Source organism: Stenotrophomonas sp. STEN021, from assembly GCF_056760175.1.
Map to the genome: position 1 here is coordinate 42,422 of NZ_JBRREH010000008.1, position 20,624 is coordinate 63,045.

A 20,624-nucleotide genomic window follows, 5' to 3' on the forward strand; every position below is an offset into this window, starting at 1 on the left:
GACGAGGGACCGGCGCACCGCGTTGTTACGGAGCAGCCCGTCGAGGTCAGAACTCTTTCTTGATGTCCAGGTAAAGCACGCGGCCGCGGATGTTGACGCGGTTGGAGACGAAACCGGACAGGTTGTCGACGAACGGATAGTCGCGATCGAACATGTTCTGTACACCCATGCGTGCGGTCACCCCACCCAACCAACCATCACGCTGGTGCTTGCGGTAACCAACCTGCGCATCGAAGGTGGTATAGGACGCCGAACGTGTACGCGGATTTTCATTGGGGATGAAATCGTTGTAGTCGGTGGCGACGGCCGACAGCGGGTACAGCACGCGATGCGCGGCGCTGTAATGGCTGCCCAACGACGCAAACCACGCATTTCCTTCCCAGCCAACGAACAGGTCGCCGGCCCACTTGCTCGGCCCCAACTCGCTGTCCGCGTAGCTCAACGTAGGCATCGATGCCAGCGAACGCGAAGTCAGCTCCAGCGTTCGCACGGCATTGAGCTCGATACGCCAATCACCCCAGCCGTTGCCGAAGTAATAGCTGGCGGTGGTATCGATGCTGCGTGAGCGGCGGCCAAGGAAGTTGATCGCACGGTTGTCCCACAGCATCACCCCGTTCTCGCCCAGGGTGAAGGTCCCCTCGGGCATCTTGCTGATGTCCTTGAAGATCTCCGAGTAGGTCAGCCCGGAAAGCGGATCGCCGATGTAGTTGTCGAAGGTGGTGCGGTTATAGGTAGCCGACAGCTGCAGCCCTGTGGCGAAGGTCGGCGACCAATCGAAACCATAGGTCACCACGCTGGCCACCTGCGGCTTCAGGTTCACGTTGGGGCCACTGAGCGCGACGATCTGGGTGATCCCATCTGGCAATTGACCGCCGTTGAACAACACGCGTGAGGTGTAGTCATCCATGATCAGCTGACCAAACTGCTGCTGGGCCTGCGGCACCAGGAAGGACTCACCCCAGGTGGCGCGTAGACGCAGCTGCTCAATCGGCTTCCACGCCAAGCGTGCCAGCGGACTGGTGCGGCTGAAGCTGCGTGATACCACGGTATCGCTGCCGGTGCTGCCACTTGCGCCGTCGTTGTTGACGCCGGTCAGCCGTTCGACATCGAAGCCACCCAGTTCACCGAGCCCAGCCGACCAATCACGCAGCGCGCTGTCGCCACGCTGGTCGAAGCGCTCGTAGCGGGCGGCAACGGTCAGGCTCAGCAGCTTGGCCAGCGGCTGATCCTTCAACAATGGGATACCGATTTCGGTGAACAGCGCCTCGGACTTGCCCTTGCTCTCAGAGGTCAGCTGCTCGCCGAGATTGCTCTCGTAGTTGTAACGCTGCTCTCGGTGCTGTGCGCCGAATGCCGCTTCGATCTTGCCTGCGGGCAGCTGGAACAGCTCGCCACGGGTCAGCAGGTCGACGGTATTGGCGCGCGACTGGAAGCGATAGACGTGGCGCTCGACCAGGCTCTGCAGCAGCTCGCGGTTGCGCGCGACGATGGCGTCATTGCTGCCGTCGCCAAACACGTTCAAGCCATTGAGCACTTCCAGCGTGCGCGCATAGCCATCGGCACCCATCGAGCCGGTCAGGTCCATCAGGGCGGTGGTGGTGCCCTTCTCGCGGCCGATGCTGTACGTCGCCTCGTAATCCCAGCCCTTGGCGAACGGCAGCTTGCCGTTGATGCCGACATGCGCGTCGCTGTTGGTCTGCTTCTGGTCTTCGCTCAGGTTCATGCCCTCGAACTCACGCTCGAAGGAATAGCCCACCAGCACGTCGCTGCCGAAGTTGTTGTATTTGTTGCTCTCGGGAACGTAGGTGTTGTAACCGTCCTCGAAGATGCTGAAGTCGAACAGGGTCGGCCGCCAGTTCTCCTTGTTGACCTGGCGCACATGGCTGATGCCGTAGTTCAGCTGGGTGGTTTCGGCAAGATCGTGCACGCCGCTGATGCGGACATAGGTGTTGTCCACCTTGGGGCCGATGCGGCTGCGCTCATAGGTCGACGGCGCAGTTGCCGGGTCGTAGGCAAGCAGGCTGTCCGGATCCAGCGCAGTGCCATCCTGGCCACCGGGAATCACCCCAAGCACGTCGCCCATGAAGTGGTAATCGATGCCGAAATCCAGCGACTCATAGACCACGCCGGGCTGGCCCTTGTTGCGGGTGCGGCCGTTGACGCCACCACGGTCGCTGAAGTCACCGCGGCCGTCCGGGCCGACGTGGATCAGGCTGGTGACGTCTGCAGGCAGCGTACGCTCAAGCCCGACCGCAGCGGTGACGTGGCCACTGCCATAGCCAAAGGTGTGGGCCAGATCCAGCCGCGACACATCGGCGCCGGTGCTGGAGTTTTCATGACGCAGCTGCGCGGTGGTGCCGTCGTAGGACTTCTTCAGCACGATGTTGATCACGCCGGCGACGGCGTCGGAGCCATAGATGGCGCTGGCGCCATCGCTGAGCACTTCGATGCGCTCGATCTGCGAAACAGGAATCGAGGAAATATCGGTGTAGGCGCCCTGCGCCTGTGCCGAGCCGCTGCGGCGGCGGCCGTCGACCAGGATCAGCGTGGAACGACTGCCCAGGCCACGCAGGTTGGCACCGGAGGAGCCCAGCCCGGACACCCCATCACCATAGGTACTGCCGAACTCCTTCTCACCCAGCGCGCGTGAGGCGCTGGTGCGGTTGGAGAAGTTCTGCGGCAAGTTGCGCAGCACATCCTCGATGGACGCATAGCCACGGCTTTCGATCAGCTGCGAGTCGATCACGATCAGCGGCGAGGCCGGATCGATATTCTTCAGGTAGGTACCGGTGACATTGATCGTCTCCAGCGTCTCCGCGTTGCCAGCTGTCGGTTCAACCACCTCGCCGGCGCTGCTGCGCGGGCGGATGGCAACGGTTTTGGCATTGATATAGGCATGCGTATAGCCGGTAGGCGCAAGCAGCTGCTGCAAGGCCGCGTCCGCGCCGAGACGGCCATTGACCGCGCCACTTTGCACCCCGCTACCAGCGCCACCGGCATACACCACTTGCTGGCCGCTCTGCTCGGCGAACGCCTCAAGTGCCGAGGCCAATGACTGCGCTGGAATATCAAACTGGAACACCGCCGCAGCGGCAGCCGTATCGGCCGCCGCTGCTGACTGTGCCATGGCCACATTGCTGGCACCGACCAGCAGTGCGACCGCCACTGCTGTCACCAGCGTGTGTTTACGAAGAATAGTGCTGGACCCCATGGATAATTCGCCCCCGAAAGACATCGAATGGTTACCGAGCAACCGGAGCCGCCTTGCGCGGAACCAGCCTCTTGTTACATCCGTGTGTCCAAGTGCGGGAAAAGGGTACTCAGGGTCAAAAATATTTTTGCGACCACCCGCATTGCGGCTTACTGGCGACTGCCGCGGCTCCCGATCACGTTGCGATCGACCTGGCGACTCACCTGCAGCTGCGAGCAGCATTCCAGGAACTGCAGGAAGGAATCGGCATCATCGGCATAGAACACACCGCTGTAACGCTGTTCGCGGATCAGCGGATCGGTGACCACGATCGGCCGCGGGTTGTAGCGATTGAACTCGCTGATGATGTCGGCCAGCGTGTCATTGCGGAAACTCAGCCGACGCTTGCCATCGACGGGTTCGTTCGGCGCTTCCAGCGGCATCCGCAGCATGGCCTGCTGGCCTTGCGGTATGCGCGCCTGCTCGCCGGCCGACAGGGCTGCCGGGCGGCCCAATGACTCAACCTTGGCCTTGCCCGCCTCCAACGTCGACGCATCGTCGCGCCACAGCGATTCCAGCCAGCTGCTATTGGTCGTCACCTTCACCTTGCCCTCGCTGACCGCCACCAGGGTGCCCGAGGGCAGCCGGTTGACGGTAAAGCGGGTTCCCACTGCCTGCACGGTGTTGTCACCGGCATGCACGCGGAAGGGGCGATTGCTGTCGTGCGCAACGTCAAAACTGGCCTCGCCATCACGCAGTTCGATATCGCGCACACCGGCGCTGAAACGCACGGCGATATACGAGGCCGGTGCCAGCGTGACCATCGAGCCATCCGCCAGGGCGATACTGCGCTGCTCACCGACCGCGCTGGCGTACTGGTACACCGGCACCTCCGGTTGCAGCAGGGCCCAGCTGCCAGCCAGCAGTGCACAGCCAGCCACCCCGGCTGCCAATGCCCAGCCCACCCTGCGGCGGCGCCCACGCGCGACAGATTTGCGCTCCAGCGGCCCCGGCCCTGCTACAGCGCTGGGTGCGGGGTGCAGCGGCACCACATTGTCCATGGCCTGTGCCTGCGCCAGCACCGCATCCAGATCAAAGGCCTGCAGTGCGGCGCTGGACGCCAGCTCGCGCTGCACCAGCTGCGCCATCAGCAGCTCTTCCAGATGCAGTGGCGAACGCGCCACCCAGGCCGCAAAACCGGCACGGTCTGCAGCGCTGGGCGTATCAGCCATGACGAGCAGCCACTCGGCGGCCTCGCGTGCGGCGCGCTCCCGGCTCTGTTGCGGCGATGTGCGATAGATATTCATGCTTTCACCCGCCTTGCCCGGGGCAAGGTCCACATCCTGTTCATCGTTCCAAGCTCGCGCGTACATGCGCCAGCGCTTCGACACTGTATTTCTTCACCGTATGCACGCTCAGCCCCAGCTTCTGCGCAATCTGCGCATGGCTGAGGCCTTCGCGCCGCTCCAGCAGCAGCACCGCCAGCCGGTTGGCCGGCAGCTGCGCCAGCGCATCGCCCACCTGCCGCTCGAAGAAGCCACCGCCTTCACTGAAAGCGACCTGTGCGGGGTTCTCGGATACCGCGTCCACCACCGTCGAGTCATACAGCAGGCGGCCCTGGCGCTGGCGCATGTTGAACTCGCTGGCCACGTGCGCGGCGATGCCATAGATGTAGGCCAGCGGGTTGCGCACGGTTTCGATGCTCTGCACGCGCAGCAGGCGCAGGTAGACCTCCTGCACCAGGTCACCCAGATCCTGCGCCTCGGCCACCCGCCGGCGCAGGTAGCGGTGCAGCTCGGCGCTGTAGTCATGGACCGCGCGGGCCGCGAAATCGCGCCCTGGCTGGTCCTGTCCGGCCGGCTCCATCATCGCCTCCTACCCGGACCATGCCGGCCCTGGCTTTTCCACAACCTCATCACCCACTCCCAATGGCAAGGGCAACGGACATGGCGCCCCCTTGACCATGCAGTGCGTGGCAAGGGGCGGTTTGGGTACTTCTGGAAAACAACGGGTTCAGCTCGCGATCACAAGGACGGGCAGCTTAGCCCGGCGCTGCCCGGTATTCGCGGTTCTGCCGCCACAGGCCCGCGGGCAGCTGCCCGGGTCCACCGGCGGTGCATGCCCACTGCCCGCAAAGCAAAAGCCCGGCGCTGGGCCGGGCTTCGAGCAACGTCGGGGGAGAGAGGACCGGGCTGCTGGAGGTGATTGTCCGTAGTCCCGGTTACGCTCCCGTGACACCTGCGTTACTCCACGGTAACGCTCTTGGCCAGGTTGCGCGGCTTGTCCACGTCGGTGCCGCGGGCAAGCGCCGTGTGGTACGCGAGCATCTGCACCGGGATGGTGTGCACGATGGCACTGAGTACGCCGGCATGGCGCGGGGTGCGGATCACATGCACGCCCTCGGAGGCGTTGAAATTGCTGTCCTGGTCGGCAAACACGAACAGCTCGCCGCCACGCGCACGCACTTCCTGCATGTTGGATTTCACCTTCTCCAGCAGGCTGTCATTGGGAGCGATCACCACCACCGGCATTTCCGCGTCCACCAGTGCCAACGGGCCATGCTTGAGCTCGCCGGCCGGATAAGCCTCGGCGTGGATATAGGAGATTTCCTTGAGCTTGAGTGCGCCTTCCAGGGCGATCGGGTAATGCAGGCCACGGCCGAGGAACAGCGCGTTCGACTTGCCAGCGAAACGCTCAGCCCAGGCGATGATCTGCGGCTCCAGGTTCAAGGCGTGCTGCACGCTGCCCGGCAGATGCCGCAGCTGCTCCAGGTAGTCTGCTTCCTGGGCGGCATCAACCTTGCCGTGCAGTTTGCCCAGCACCACGGTCAGCTGGAACAGCGCTGCCAGCTGGGTGGTGAAGGCCTTGGTCGAAGCCACGCCGATCTCGGCGCCGGCGCGGGTGTAGCAGACCAGCTCACTGGCGCGCGGGATAGCGCTTTCCGGCACATTGCAGATCGACAGCGTGTGCTTGTGGCCCAGCGACTTGGCGTACTTGAGCGCTTCCATCGTGTCCAGGGTTTCACCGGACTGGGAGATGGTGACGATCAGGTGCCTGGGATTGGCGTAGGCGGCGCGGTAGCGGTATTCGCTGGCGATTTCCACACTGCACGGCAGGCCGGAGATGGCTTCGATCCAATAGCGCGCGGTCAAGCCCGCGTAGTAGCTGGTGCCGCAGGCCAGGATCTGCACGCCTTCGATGTCCTTGAACACCGCCTCGGCGTTCTGGCCGAACAGGCTTGCCGGGAAACCGCCGGCATCAATCGCTGCCTCGACGGTGTCGGCCAGCGCGCGCGGTTGTTCGTGGATTTCCTTCTGCATGAAGTGGCGGTACGGGCCGAGCTCCAACGAGGCCAACGACACATCCGACAGGCGCTGCTCGCGCTGTGCCGGGGCATTGTTGGCATCGAACACGCGCACGCCGTGACGGGTCAGTTCGGCGGTGTCGCCCTCTTCCAGGAACATCACCCGGCGGGTGGCCTGCAGGATGGCCGATACATCGGAAGCGACGAAATTCTCGCCTTCGCCCAAGCCAATCAGCAACGGGCAACCCATGCGTGCCACCACCATGCGCGCGGGCTCGTTCTCGCTGATCACCGCCAACGCGTAGGCACCGGTCAATTCCTTGACCGTGCGCTGCAGGGCGCTGAGCAGATCGTCGCGATCGGCCTTGAGGTGATGATGGATCAGGTGGGCGATGACCTCGGTATCGGTCTGCGACTCGAACACATACCCCAGCGCCAGCAGCTTCTCGCGCTGCTCCTCGTGGTTCTCGATGATGCCGTTATGCACCAAGGCCACGCCCTGGCTGATATGCGGATGGGCATTGGATTCGGTGACACCGCCATGAGTGGCCCAGCGGGTATGACCGATGCCCATCAGCGAATGGAACTGCTCGGCGATGGCCGCGCCTTCCATTTCGGCAACACGGCCGGTGCGACGCACGCGGCGGATGTGCTCGCCATCGAGCACGGCTATGCCGGAAGAATCGTAGCCGCGGTATTCCAGCCGCTTGAGTCCTTCAATCAGTACCGGAACCACATCGCGATCAGCGATCGCCCCAACAATCCCGCACATAGCCTATCCATTGGTAATTACGAGCGGACATTCTAAGTCAGCCGGATCAGACAACCAGCGGACATGCCGGGACATCGGCGCCCGGACACTGTCCGCGCAAGCGTCCGCGGACACCCGGACACTCACATCGATGAATATTTTTCAAACAAATTCAATACCTTGGAGTTGGCACGCGATCTGCTTAATGGATAACAAACCCAGCAGCGAAGCCGACGATGATCCGCGACACCTCCGCCCAGGACCAGGTAAGTACCCAGCGCCCGCAACCCGTGTGGCGTCGCTATATGTGGCCGGCGGTGATCACCGTGGTGGTGGTGGCCGGCATTGGCTACGTCGCCAGCAACTGGCTGGGCGCCAGCCGCTCCTTCGACGGTGACCGCCTGCGCATCGCCGAGGTCAAGCGCGGCGATCTGGTCCGCGATATCGCCGCCGATGGCCGCGTCATCGCCGCCAACAGCCCGGTGCTGTACGCCATCTCCGCCGGCACCGTGACCTTGAAGGTGGTCGCAGGTGACGTGGTCAAGCAGGGCCAGGAGCTGGCGGTGATCGACAGCCCGGAACTGCGCAGCAAGCTGGCCCAGGAACAGGCGACCCTGGCCGGCCTTGAAGCCGAAGCCAGCCGCGCCGCACTGGATGCCACCTTGGCCCGTGCCACCGGCGCCAAGCTGTCCGACCAGGCCGGGCTGGTGCGCACCGCTGCCGAGCGCGACCTGCAACGCTACCAGCGCGGCTTCGATGGCGGCGCGGTGCCGCAGGTCGACCTGGCCAAGGCCCAGGACGAACTGAAGAAAGCCCAGATCGAACTGCAGCACGCCCAGCAGGATGCCAGCCTGCAGAGCCAGGGGGCGAGCCTGGATGCGCGCAACAAGCGCTTGATGGCGGATCGCCAGGAAGCCGTGGTAGCTGAAGTGAAGCGCCAGGTAGATGCGCTGACCCTGCGCGCACCGTTTGATGGGCAGGTCGGCCAGGTGCAGGCGACCCAGCACACCCAGGTGGCCGCCAACGCACCGATCCTGGGCGTGGTCGATCTGTCGCGCTTCGAGATCGAGATCAAGGTGCCGGAAAGCTTTGCCCGTGATCTGGCGATCGGCATGCCGGCGCAGCTGACCAGCGGTTCGGGCCAACCGTTCCCGGGCGAGATCGCCGCGGTGTCGCCGGAAGTGGTGAACGGTGAAGTCGTCGCCCGCCTGCGCTTCTCCGACAAGCAGCCGCCGGGCCTGCGCCAGAGCCAGCGCATGAGCGCGCGCATCCTGCTGGATACCCGCAACAACGTGCTCAAGGTCGAGCGCGGCCCGTTCGTCGAGCAGTCCGGTGGTCGCTACGCCTATGTGGTCAGCGGCGGCACTGCGGTGCGCCGTCCGATCCAGACCGGTGTCAGCAGCCTGGGCGAAGTTGAAATCGTCTCCGGCCTGCAGCCGGGCGAGAAGATCGTTGTCTCCGGCGCGGATCTGTTCGGTGACATCGAACGCGTGTCGATCAATTGATAGGGGCCGGGATTGGGGAGTCGGGAATCGTGATTGGAAACAGCTGCAGGCGTCCGGGTTGTCGTGAGCCCTGCCGTCCACGCTGCAACCCTCGAACTCCCTCCCCCATCGCCGGACCTGGCTCCACCCATTCAAACGCAGTCCCAGCACCCCGCTCCCGCTCCACCTTCCACATTCCCCGTCGCTGAAAGGAATACCCATGCTCCATATGCAATCCGTCTCCAAGGTCTTCCGTACCGAGCAGGTCGAAACCCATGCGCTGCGTTCGCTGGACCTGCATGTGCGCGAAGGCGAATTCGTCGCGGTCACCGGCCCGTCGGGCTCAGGCAAGACCACCTTCCTCAACATCGCAGGCCTGCTGGAAACCTTCACCAGCGGCCAGTACCTGCTTGATGGCCAGGACGTCAGCCACCTCGGCGACGACGCCCGCTCGCGCCTGCGCAACCAGAAGATCGGCTTCATCTTCCAGGGCTTCAACCTGATCCCCGACCTCAACCTGTTCGACAACGTCGATGTGCCGCTGCGCTACCGCGGCATGCCTTCGGCCGAGCGCAAGCAGCGCATCGAGAAGGCCTTGAGCGATGTCGGTCTGGGTTCGCGCATGAAGCACTACCCGGCCGAACTGTCCGGCGGTCAGCAGCAGCGTGCCGCTATCGCACGTGCCCTGGCGGGCAGCCCGCGCCTGCTGCTGGCCGACGAACCGACCGGTAACCTGGATACGCAGATGGCACGTGGCGTGATGGAACTGTTGGAGGAGATCAACAGCCAGGGCACCACCATCGTCATGGTGACCCATGATCCGGAACTGGCTGCACGTGCCCAGCGCAACGTGCACATCGTCGACGGCCAGGCCACCGACCTGATCCGCGAGCCGGTGCTGGCCCACGCCGCGCGCATCGCCGCCGTTGCCGACAACCAGGGCTGATCCCGCGCATGTCGCTGTTCGCCTACCACCTCCGCCAAGGCCTGCGCAGCCTGCGCCGCACCCCCGTGCTGACCGCACTGATGGTGCTGTCGATTGCGATGGGCATTGGCGCGTCGATGACCACACTGACAGTGAAGCACCTGCTCTCGGGCGATCCACTGCCCGGACGCAGTGGGCAGATCTATTACCCGCAGGTGGATGCATCGACGCGCGGCGAGCGGGCGCGGCGCGAGCCATTGGACATGCTCGACTACACCTCGGCGACCGACCTGTGGCGTGACGGTCCGGCCGATCGCAAGGCTTTGGTGGTGGACAGCCCCGTCAAGTTGTCCGCTCCCGGTAGCCAAGTGCCGGCGATGATGACCACGTTGCTGTCCACCACCGCCGATTTTTTCCCGATGTTCCAGGCACCTATGGCCTACGGTGCCGGCTGGTCGGCCGAGGATGACCAGCGCCGCGCCCGCGTGGCCGTGATCTCCTCGGAGTTGAACCAGCGTCTGTTCGACGGCAAGGACAGCACCGGCAAGATGCTGCGCATCCGCGACAGCGAAGTACGCATCATCGGCGTGCTCAAGCCGTGGCGCCCTTCACCGCTGTTCTACACCGTGGCCGGTGGCCGCTTCGCGCAGGGCGACACCGCCGACTACTACCGTCCAGTCGAAGACGTGATGGTGCCGTTCTACACCGGCCTGCAGATCAACGCCGGCAACTTCCGCCAGTTCACCTGCAACACGCTGCCGGAGAAGCCCGGCCACCTGGAAAACACCGATTGCGTATGGCTGCAACTGTGGGTGCAGCTGGACAGCGCAGCAAAGGTTGCTGCCTACCAGCAGCACCTGCAGGCCTATGTACAGCAGCAACAACAGCTGGGCCGCATCAGCCAGCCCGAGCTGGTGCGCCTGCGCAGCCTGATGGAGTGGATGGACTTCAACGGCGTGGTACCGCGTGACGTCAAGCTGCAGGCGTGGATGGCACTGGCCTTCCTGGTGATCTGCCTGTTCAACACCATCGGCCTGCTGCTGGCCAAGTTCCTGCGTCGCACCGGCGAGATCGGTGTGCTGCGTGCCCTGGGTGCCACCCGCGCGATGGTGTTCCAGCAGTGCCTGATCGAGGCGGCATTGATCGGCGTTGGCGGTGCGGCGCTGGGGCTGCTGTTCACCCTGGTCGGCTTGTGGAGCATCCGCCAGCAACCACTGGCCTACGCCGACATGGTGCAGCTGGACATGACCATGCTTGGCCTCACGTTCGCCACCGCGGTAACCACCACCGTTCTTGCTGGACTGCTGCCGGCGCTGCGCGCCGCCCGCATTGATCCGGCCCTGCAGATCAAGGCGCTGTAAGCGATGACCCTGGACATCAAACCCATCATCAGCACGTTGTCGCGGCACCGCATCGCCGCCAGCCTGATCGTGCTGGAAATCGCACTGGCCTGCGCCGTGCTGTGCAATGCCCTGTTCCTGGCCGCATCGCGGATGGAGCTGATCGGCATGAACAGCGGCGTCGACGAGGCCTCCATCGCAACACTGAGCCTGCTCGACTGTGAGTCCTGCAGCGAGGTGGACATCAACAGCCGCTGGCTGCAGCAGCTGCGCGGCCAGGCCGGCGTGCAGGCGGTGGGCGTCCTCAATGCCGTGCCGTTCGGCCAGCGCGCCGGCACCGCCGGCGTCTCGCTGGATCAGGAAGGCAAGCACCATGGCGGCGTGCCACATTTCTACCTGATGGATGCGGGCGCCATCGATGCCTTGCAGTTGAAGCCGGTACAGGGCCGCATGTTCAGCGATGCCGACTACCAGCCGGTGGAGAACTTCCTGCCCGCGCACGCGCAGGTCTGGATCACCCAGGCCTTTGCCAGGCATCTGTGGCCGGGCCAGGACCCGCTGGGCAAGCAGCTGTGGATGGGCGACTACCAGCTCACCGTTGCCGGCGTGCTGGCACATTTCTCACGGCCGGACCCGGGCCGCAGCGAGAACGGCCTGGCCGGCATGGAGTGGTCGGTGATCGTACCGGTGACCTCCGATGCACAGGCTGGCACCTATGTGATCCGCGCCAATCCGCGTGACCTGCAGCGCATCGTCAGCGACGCCGTCGCCGCCGCGCCCAAGGTCACGCCGGAGGCGATCATCTCCGCCGACTACAGCAAGCCGCTGCAGGAACTGCGCGAGGTCTACTTCCAGCAGGACCGCAGCATGACCCGACTGCTGCTGGGCATCTGCCTGGTGATGTTGCTGGTCACCGCGCTGGGCATCATCGGCCTGGCCAGCTTCTGGGTGCAGCAACGCACCAAGCAGATCGGCGTGCGCCGCGCATTGGGCGCAACCCGGCGCCAGATCATCAGCTACTTCCAGACCGAAAACCTGCTGCTGACCACGGCCGGCATCGCCATCGGCATGTTGCTGGCCTACGCCGGCAACCAACTGCTGATGACGTACTTCGAAATTCCCCGGCTGCCGCTGTATTACCTCCCGCTGGGTGCCGTACTGCTGTTCCTGCTGGGCCAGGCCGCTGTTATCGGCCCTGCCCTGCGCGCCGCATCCATCCCGCCCATCGTCGCCACGCGCAGCGCCTGAGCTGCCAAGGATCGTCCATGTTCAGTTACTACTTCAAACTTGCGCTGCGCAGCTTCGGCCGCAACAAGATCCTGACCGCACTGATGGTGTTGGCCATCGCGCTCGGCATCGGTGCGGCGATGACCACCTTGACGGTGTTCAAGGTGCTGTCCGGTGACCCGATTCCGCACAAGAGTGATCGTCTGTTCTATGTGCAGCTGGACCCTTATACCAAGGAAGGCTACAAGCCGGGCGAAGAGCCCGAGATGCAGATGACGCGCTTCGACTCCGAAGAACTGCTACGGCAGAAGAAGGCGCCGCGCCAGGCAATGATGACCGGCGGTAGCGGCATCGTCGATCCGCGGGTGGATGCGCTCAAGCCCTTCAGCATCAGCATGCGCTACACCTCGGCCGACTTCTTCCCGATGTTCGATACGCCGTTCGCGTTCGGCCAGGGCTGGAGCAGCGACGAGGATCAGGGTCGCAGTCGCGTCGCGGTGATCAGCGACACCCTCAATGACAAATTGTTCAAGGGCGAAAACAGCGTCGGCAAGGAAGTGCTGGTCGAAGGCAATGCCATGCGCATCGTCGGCGTGCTCAAGGAGTGGAAGCCTGCTCCCAAGTTCTACGATCTGTACTCGGGCAAGTTCGACTCCGAGGAAGATGTCTACCTGCCCTTCAGCACTGCGCTGGAGCTCAAGCTGGGCCGCAATGGCAGCATGAACTGCTTCGGCCGCGAGCTGGTCAATGACGCCACCGCAGTGAACGTGCCGTGCTCGTGGATCCAGTACTGGGTCGAGCTGAACTCGCCAGGTGATGCCAAAGACTTCAAGGCCTACCTGGACAACTACTCCGAGCAGCAGCGCGCTGCTGGCCGCTTCGAGCGCCCAGCCAATACCCGCCTGCGTGATGTCATGGACCTGATGGAATACCGCAATGCAGTGCCGGGCGACGTGCGCCTGCAGATGTGGTTGGCCTTCGGCTTCCTGCTGGTCTGCCTGGTCAATACCGTTGGCCTGCTGCTGGCCAAGTTCCTGCGTCGCAGCGGCGAGATCGGCGTGCGCCGTGCACTGGGCGCCAGTCGCGCCGAAATCTTCAAGCAGTGCCTGATCGAGGCCGGCACGATTGGCCTGGCCGGCGGCCTGCTCGGACTGGTGTTCGCCTTGTTGGGCCTGTGGGCGGTACGCCAGCGGCCGGCCGAATACGCCTCGCTCGCCCACCTGGATGGCTCGATGCTGCTGGTCACCTTCGCCCTGGCGGTGTTGGCCAGCATGCTCGCCGGCATCCTGCCTGCCTGGCGCGCCATGCAGGTAACCCCGGCACTGCAGCTCAAGAGCCAGTAACGCCATTTCCCCCTCCCTTGCGCAACGCGCAGGGGAAGGCTGGGGAGGGGTGCTTTTGGTAGTAGCAACGCCCTCGCCTCATTCCATAAACCCCATTCCCAGCTCCACGCTTCCCCGGAGAAACCTCATGGAAATCCGTCCCATCCTCTCCACGCTGTCGCGGCACAAGACTGCCGCTGCACTGATCGTGCTGGAGATCGCGCTGAGCTGCGCCATCATCTGCAATGCACTGTTCATCGTGTCGCAGCGCATCGACGCCATGCAGCTGGCGAGCGGCATCGATGACAACCAGCTGATCGAGATCGGCCTGAGCGGCATTGGTGAGCAGGTTGATGCCGACGCCCGCACTGCCGAGGACATCGCCTCGCTGCGCGGCATCCCCGGCGTCGAGAGCGTGGCCATCGTCAACCAGCTGCCGTTCCAGGGCGGCTCCTGGAACACCTCGCTGGCAGCCACCGCGGAGCCAGAAGCGCAGTCGATCAATGGTGCCCAGTACATGGTGGGCGAGAACGCGCTCAAGACCCTGGGAGTCAAGCTGGTCGCCGGCCGCGATTTCAATGCCGATGAATACCAGAGCAGCGATGTACTGGAGAAGGTGGAAGACCTGGGCAAGCTGAAAGCACCGGCCATTCTCACCGAAGCCATGGCCAAGCAGTTCTTCCCGGATGGCAATGCGGTGGGCAAGACCCTGTACATGGCGAACATCCCGGTGACCGTGGTGGGCGTGGCGCAGACCCTGCTGCGGCCGAACATGCAGAACAACAACCGCACCCACTCGCTCATCTTTCCGATCCGCATGAACTTCTCCAACGGCGGCCGCTACATCCTGCGCGTCACCGACCCGAGCCGTCGCAATGAGGTGTTGAAGCAGGCATTGGCGACGCTGGACAAGAACGATCCCAACCGTCTGGTCTGGACCAAACAGACCGTTGAAGAAAAGCGTGCCAAGAACTTCGCCAATGACCGCGACATGATCGGCCTGCTGTTGATCGTCAGCGGCCTGCTGTTGCTGGTGACCGCGCTGGGCATCATCGGCCTGGCCAGCTTCTGGGTGCAGCAGCGCACCAAGCAGATCGGCATCCGTCGTGCCCTAGGGGCGACCCGCGCGCAGATCCTGCGTTACTTCCAGACCGAGAACTTCCTGCTGGCCGGCATCGGCATCGTGGTCGGCATGCTGCTGGCCTACCTGCTCAACCAATGGCTGATGGGCCGCTACGAGCTGCCGCGCCTGCCGCTGCTGTACCTGCCGGTAGGCGCGGTGCTGCTGTGGTTGCTGGGTCAGATCGCGGTGTTCGGTCCGGCGCGCAAGGCGGCATCGATTCCGCCGGCGGTGGCCACCCGCAGCACCTGATCCGTCGATTAAAGGAAGGGACATGTTCGGCTATTACCTGCAACTGGCCTGGCGCGGCTTCGGTCGCAACAAGGTGCTGACCACCTTGATGGTGCTGACCATCGCGGTAGGTATAGGTGCGACCATGACCACCCTTGGCCTGTACTTCGTATTGTCAGGGGATCCGATACCAGGCAAGAGCCGGCAGCTGTTCTACCCGCAGCTGGAACCGCGCAGCCTGGGCAAGGACGCTACGCTGGAATCGGCTCCCTTGGCGCAGGTGACCCGCTACGATGCCGAGGAGTTGCTACGACAGAAGCGCGCGGATCGGCAGGCGCTGATGTCGGCCGGCTCGGTAACGGTGTTGCCTGCTGGCAACGCCGCACAACCGTTCCGGATGATGGCGCGCTACACCTCGGCTGACTTCTTCCCGATGTTCGAGGTGCCACTGGCCTCAGGCAACAGCTGGAGCGCTGCCGACGATGATGGCCGAGCGCTGGTTGCAGTCATCGACCGCAAGCTGGCGCAACGGCTGTACGGCACGGAGGACGCCATCGGCAAGCAGCTGCGCCTGCCGCAAGGTGTGTTCCAGGTGGTCGGCGTGCTTGGCAACTGGAAGCCGACACCACGCTTCTATGACCTGACCAGCCAGCGCTATGGCGGTGACGAACAGGTCCTGCTGCCGTTCTCCACCTCGCGCGCACTGACCTTGGATACCCAGGGCAGCATGACCTGCTGGGGCAGCAGCGAAGAGGGCGAAGGCAATCGCGGCCTCACCGCACCCTGTGCCTGGCTGCAGTACTGGGTGGAGCTGGACACGGCAGACAAGGCGCGCGACTACCTGAAATACCTGGCTGACTATTCCGACAGCCAGCGTGCCAGTGGCCGCTTCGAGCGCCCCACCAATGTGCGCCTGCATGACGTGATGGGCTGGCTGGATTTCAATCGCATCGTACCCAACGACGTGCGCCTGCAGATGTGGCTGGCGTTCGGCTTCCTGCTGGTCTGCCTGATCAACACGGTGAGCCTGCTGCTGGCCAAGTTCCTGCGCCGCAGTGGCGAAATCGGCATACGCCGGTCGCTGGGCGCTTCGCGTACGGACATCTTCAAACAATGCCTTGTCGAAGCCGGCTCCATCGGGCTGGCCGGCGGCGTGCTGGGGCTGGGTTTCGCGGCAATCGGCCTGTGGCTGATCCGCCAGCAACCGGATGAGTATGCACAGTTGGCGCGGATGGACATCAGCACCTTGTGGATGACTTTCGTTCTGGCCGTTGGCGTGAATCTGCTGGCGGGGCTGTTGCCCGCCTGGCGGGCAATGCAGATCCCCCCCGCGTTGCAGCTCAAGAGCCAATGACGCGATGGCATTGAACCCATCCAATGACCAACGGCAGCTTGCGTCACCACGGAGAACACCCTTGGACATCCTCCCCACACTGTCGATGCTGTCCCGGCACAAGATTGCCGCGCTGCTGGTCATATTCGAGATCGCGATCAGCTGCGCCATCATCTGCAATGCGGTTTTCATCATCAGCAACCGCATTGCGCAGATCCAGCTGCACAGCGGCGTGGCCGAGGACGAGCTGGTCTACCTGGCCACCAGCAGCCTGTTGCCGGACGTCAACTACGAAGCCCTGCGCAAGCAGGATCTGGCCGCACTTGCTGCCGTCCCCGGCGTAAAGGCCGTCAGCAGCATCAACCAGATTCCGTATGGCGACAATGTCTGGGGCTCGGGCATACGCCTGCAGCCGGACCAGAACCGCCCCAGCGTGCATGCCTCCAACTACATGGACGACGGCGAACTGCTGCCAACGTTCGGCCTGCATCTGCGCGAAGGCCGTGGCTTCAAGCCCGACGAATATCTGGAGAACAGCGCCTTGTCTGCTGGCGACGGCGCCGCATTGGTGCCCAGCGTGCTGTTGAGCCAGTCGCTGGCCACGTTTCTGTTTCCAGACGGCAAGGCGGTGGGCAGCAACATCTATGTCTGGGGCAGCAAGCCGACCCGTGTGGTTGGCGTGATCGAGGACCTGCTGGCTCCGGGCGACGCCACAGCGTTCGGCAACCGCTTCAACAGCATGGTGTTCCCGGTCCGCGTCTCCAACGGCGCCTATGCGCTGCGCACCAGTCCGGAGCAGCGGCAGGCCGTGCTCAAGGCCGCCATTGCGGCACTCAACCAGGCCGACCCCAACCGCATCATCGAGCAACAGGGCACACTGGCGCAGGTGCGCGAGGACTTCCATCACCGCGACCGCTCGGTGGTCTGGCTGCTGCTGGCAGTGAGCATCGCGCTGCTGGCAGTAACCGCATTCGGCATCGTTGGCCTTGCCAGTTTCTGGGTGCAGCAGCGCACCCGCCAGATCGGCATACGTCGCGCACTGGGCGCTACCCGCAAGCACATCCTTCGCTCCTTCCAGCTGGAAAACCTGCTGCTGAGCAGTGCCGGCATCGTCCTTGGCCTGGTACTGGCCTATGCGTTGAACCTGGTGTTGATGAGCCAGTACGAGCTGCCGCGCCTGCCGCTGATCTACCTACCCATCGCAGCGCTGCTGCTGTTGCTGCTGGGCCAACTCGCCGTGCTCGGCCCCGCTCGACGCGCAGCGGCCGTCCCACCAGCGGTAGCCACGCGTGCCGCCTGATCCTCTTCCAATGTTCACCGGAGTCTCCTCGATGAAAGCCAAGCTGCCGTCCCTGCTGCTGATCCTGTACTCGCTGCTGGTGATCCCCGCGCATGCAGCCGATGCCGACAACCGCAACCTGCACGACACCATCGCCGCACTCGACCACGGCATGTTCGACAGCTTCAACCACTGCAGCGATCCGGCCCAGTTCGAGAAGCATGCGGCCTATTTCGATACGGCGGTCGAGTTCTACCACGACAATGGCGGTGTCACCTGGACCCGCGACGCCATGCTGGCGAACACCCGCAAGCATGCCTGCGGCAACTACACCCGGCAGTTGCTGCCAGGCACGCTGGAGGTATTCCCGATCAAGGACTTCGGCGCCATCGAACAAGGCCAGCACCAGTTCTGCGATCTGAAGGGCGAACACTGTGATGGCGTGGCCGACTTCGTCATCATCTGGCGCCTGCGCGATGGTCAATGGCAGGCGACGCGAGTACTGAGTTACGCGCACCGCGCAGCAGCCGCAGAGCCAGCGCGATGAACTACACGCTGGAAACCGGCCTGCGTGGTTGCATCCGCCACCCAAGGACGATGGCGCTGGTCGTACTGACCCTGGCCCTGGGCCTGGCCTCGGTGATGACCATGCTGACCCTGCTGTCGGTATTGGCCGCCGATCCGCTGCCCGGCATCAGCCAGAACCTGCATCTGGCCTGGGCAGACTCGCGCGAGGCGGCGAAAAGTGGTGAAAGCGACAGCTACGGTGACGGCTCACCGGTGCCGCCGCTGTGGAAGCTGGCCGACATACAGGCGATGCGCCAGCTACGCCCGGATGTCCCGCAAGTGGCCTTGCTCACTGCCCCGCTGACCGTCAGCAACACCGACAGGACGCTCAGCAAGAACGTTTCGGCCAGCCTGGCCGTCGGCCCGATGCTGCAGGTATTCGGCGTACCGCTGCGCTACGGGCGTTCCTGGACCGCGGAAGAAGAGGCCGCACGCACACCGGTGGTGATCATCAGCCGCGCGCTCAGCCAGCACTTGCTGGGGCGCGAAGACGGCACCGGCGCCGAGATCCGTTTGGGCAAGCACAACTTCCGCGTCATCGGCATCAGCGAGCGTTGGGCGCTGCGCCCGCGCCCGCATTTCCTGCCTTCAAACAATGCAGGTTGGGAAGGCGATGGCGATGAACTGTTCGCGCCCGCCGAAGCGGTGCTGGCTTCGGGTGCGGAGATCACCAGCACCCGCATCTGTGATGGCGACGGCTTCGGCGGCTTCCGCTTCGATCAGATCGATACCCAGCAATGCCGGTGGCTGGTGCTGTGGGCAGAACTGAAGGATGCACAGCAACGCCACAACTACGCACAAAGCCTGCAGAACTTTGCCGCTGATCGTCATGCCGCCGGTATCTTCGCGCGTGCATCCAACACCCGTCTGCAGTCGATGGCGCAGTGGCTGCACAGCAACCGCGTGGTGCCGGACAGCGTGCGCTTGAACCTGTGGCTTGCGGCAGGTTTGCTGGTGTTGTGCCTGGTCAATGTCGCCGGCCTGCTGGCAGCGCGCTTCCTGCGCCGTGCCGGTGAGCACGGCGTGCGCCGGGTGCTGGGTGCACCACGCCGCGCGATCATCGCCGCCTGTCTGGTCGAATCCACGCTGGCAGGCTTGTTGGGCGGATTGCTGGCGTTGCCGCTGACGTTGGGCGGCCTGTGGCTGATGCGGCAACAAGGAGAAGCCTACTCATCCCTGGCCCGGCTGAGCCCAGCGCTGTTTGCAGCCCTGCTGTTGATGGCGGTTGTGACGGGTGTGGTCGTTGGACTGCTACCCGCCATCCGTGCCGCACGTCAGGAACCTGCGTTGCAGGTCAAAACCCTATGAACAAGGCCAAGGCATGAATCCCCTGCTCTCCTCCATGCGCCGCCAGCCGCTGATGCCCTGGTTGATCGTGCTGCAGATCACCGTGGCCTGCGCCATCCTGTGCAATACCCTGTTCCTGCTGGCACAGCAGGCAGGGCCACTGTTGATCGACGACGGCATCGCCGACAAGGAAGTCATCGTCATCGACCAGATCGTGCGCCCGGATGGCAATTGGACCAGTGCGCAAGCCAGCGCCGGTGCCGATGCCCTGGCAGCGATTCCCGGCGTGAAGCGCGCCACCGCCGTGGTCGGCGCACCGATGCGCGAGACCTTGACCATGGTCTACGACCTCAAGTCGGCCAACGGCCCCGCCGTGCAGGCCAGTGGCTTCATTGGAACGAAACTGATCGACACGCTGGGCCTGCAGCTCAGCCGTGGCCGCGACTTCCTCGCCGACGAATACGCCGACCTGCAGCTCGGTGACGACGCCAACACTGCAAGCACGCCCATCATCATCACCGAGGCGTTGGGCCGAATCCTGTTCGACGGCAACCCGGTCGGGCAGACACTCACCTCCGGCGATGGCAGCAGCCACTATGTAGTCGTCGGTGTTGTCGCCCACCTGCTGCGCTACCAGCTCAGCGAGCTGGACGATGGAAAGGCAGAGTACGCCATCCTGTTGCCACGGCGTCCGGCAGGCTTGCCGCTACTGAGTTTCGTGGTGCGCGCCGAAGCCGATCAGCGCGATGCGGTGATCACGGCCGTGCCTGGCGTACTGCAGGCGGTCTATGCCGGGCAGATGGCAAAAAGCTTCAACCCGGTCGTGTCCAGCTACGAGCAGTTGCGCAGCAACGGCATGCGCAACCGCCGCGCCGCGGTGTGGCTGCTGCTCACGGTCAACGCGGTTGTCGCCACCATCACCCTGATCGGCATCGCCAGCCTCAGCGGCTACTGGATACAGCAACGCACCCGCCAGATCGGCATCCGCCGCGCCCTGGGTGCCACCCGCAGCCAGGTGATGCGCCACTTCCTCGCCGAGAACCTGCTGCTGACCGTCGGCGGGCTGCTGATCGGCCTGCTGCTGGCGTTGCTGATCAACCAGTGGTTGATGCAGCATTACGAGCTGCCACGGCTGCCATGGGGGTATCTGTTGGCTGCCGGCGGCTTGATGCTGCTGCTCGGGCAAGTAGCGGTCGCGGCACCGGCACGGCGTGCAGCGCAATTGCCACCTGCCAGCGCGACCCGCAGCGTGTAATGTGCTGAC

The 20,624-nt window shown here is 64.2% G+C and carries 15 protein-coding genes; 11 read left to right on the forward strand and 4 right to left on the reverse strand.

From position 1 onward, the window contains the following. Positions 1-46 precede the first annotated feature (46 nt). The 4 genes from ACVOL0_RS02895 to glmS form a co-directional block, all read right to left on the reverse strand. The gene (locus ACVOL0_RS02895; RefSeq protein ID WP_481547826.1) at positions 47-3,211 is read right to left on the reverse strand and encodes a TonB-dependent receptor; all 3,165 of its coding nucleotides are present in this window, start codon (positions 3,209-3,211) and stop codon (positions 47-49) included. A gap of 149 nt (positions 3,212-3,360) precedes the next feature. Further along, entirely contained in the window at positions 3,361-4,497 is a 1,137-nt protein-coding gene (locus tag ACVOL0_RS02900) for a FecR family protein (RefSeq protein WP_481547827.1), read from the reverse strand. A 40-nt stretch (positions 4,498-4,537) separates the two neighbouring features. Next, positions 4,538-5,056, reverse strand: coding sequence for an RNA polymerase sigma factor (locus ACVOL0_RS02905; protein WP_481547828.1), 519 nt, complete (start codon positions 5,054-5,056; stop codon positions 4,538-4,540). 377 nt (positions 5,057-5,433) lie between these two features. Then, entirely contained in the window at positions 5,434-7,266 is a 1,833-nt protein-coding gene (glmS, locus tag ACVOL0_RS02910; protein WP_481547829.1) for a glutamine--fructose-6-phosphate transaminase (isomerizing), read from the reverse strand. A 215-nt stretch (positions 7,267-7,481) separates the two neighbouring features. Between glmS and ACVOL0_RS02915 the strand changes: the two genes are divergently transcribed. From ACVOL0_RS02915 to ACVOL0_RS02965, 11 genes are all read left to right on the forward strand, one after another. Next, complete coding sequence (locus ACVOL0_RS02915) at positions 7,482-8,750, forward strand: efflux RND transporter periplasmic adaptor subunit (RefSeq protein ID WP_481547830.1); 1,269 nt, start codon at positions 7,482-7,484, stop codon at positions 8,748-8,750. Between the two features lie 199 nt (positions 8,751-8,949). Continuing rightward, positions 8,950-9,675 carry an ABC transporter ATP-binding protein gene (locus ACVOL0_RS02920; RefSeq protein ID WP_296247631.1) on the forward strand — a complete coding sequence of 242 codons (726 nt, stop codon included), beginning with the start codon at positions 8,950-8,952 and terminating at the stop codon, positions 9,673-9,675. Between the two features lie 14 nt (positions 9,676-9,689). Beyond that, on the forward strand, positions 9,690-11,015 hold the full coding sequence (locus ACVOL0_RS02925) for an ABC transporter permease (RefSeq protein WP_481547845.1): 1,326 nt from the start codon (positions 9,690-9,692) through the stop codon (positions 11,013-11,015). A 3-nt stretch (positions 11,016-11,018) separates the two neighbouring features. After that, a complete protein-coding gene (locus ACVOL0_RS02930) occupies positions 11,019-12,242 on the forward strand; it encodes an ABC transporter permease (protein ID WP_481547831.1) in 1,224 nt (407 codons plus the stop codon). 17 nt (positions 12,243-12,259) lie between these two features. Further along, positions 12,260-13,564: an ABC transporter permease gene (locus ACVOL0_RS02935; protein ID WP_481547832.1), complete on the forward strand. Its 1,305-nt coding sequence runs from the start codon at positions 12,260-12,262 to the stop codon at positions 13,562-13,564. Positions 13,565-13,691: 127 nt separating this feature from the next. Further along, positions 13,692-14,915, forward strand: coding sequence for an ABC transporter permease (locus ACVOL0_RS02940; RefSeq protein ID WP_481547833.1), 1,224 nt, complete (start codon positions 13,692-13,694; stop codon positions 14,913-14,915). Between the two features lie 22 nt (positions 14,916-14,937). Continuing rightward, positions 14,938-16,248 (forward strand): ABC transporter permease, encoded by a 1,311-nt coding sequence (locus tag ACVOL0_RS02945; protein ID WP_481547834.1) that lies wholly within the window; start codon positions 14,938-14,940, stop codon positions 16,246-16,248. A 61-nt stretch (positions 16,249-16,309) separates the two neighbouring features. Further along, complete coding sequence (locus ACVOL0_RS02950; RefSeq protein WP_481547835.1) at positions 16,310-17,527, forward strand: ABC transporter permease; 1,218 nt, start codon at positions 16,310-16,312, stop codon at positions 17,525-17,527. Positions 17,528-17,558: 31 nt separating this feature from the next. Beyond that, positions 17,559-18,053, forward strand: coding sequence for a nuclear transport factor 2 family protein (locus ACVOL0_RS02955; RefSeq protein WP_481547836.1), 495 nt, complete (start codon positions 17,559-17,561; stop codon positions 18,051-18,053). Continuing rightward, positions 18,050-19,381, forward strand: coding sequence for an ABC transporter permease (locus tag ACVOL0_RS02960; protein ID WP_481547837.1), 1,332 nt, complete (start codon positions 18,050-18,052; stop codon positions 19,379-19,381). Before ACVOL0_RS02955 ends, ACVOL0_RS02960 begins: the two co-directional genes overlap by 4 nt. A gap of 13 nt (positions 19,382-19,394) precedes the next feature. After that, positions 19,395-20,615 carry an ABC transporter permease gene (locus tag ACVOL0_RS02965; protein WP_481547838.1) on the forward strand — a complete coding sequence of 407 codons (1,221 nt, stop codon included), beginning with the start codon at positions 19,395-19,397 and terminating at the stop codon, positions 20,613-20,615. Positions 20,616-20,624: the final 9 nt, after the last annotated feature.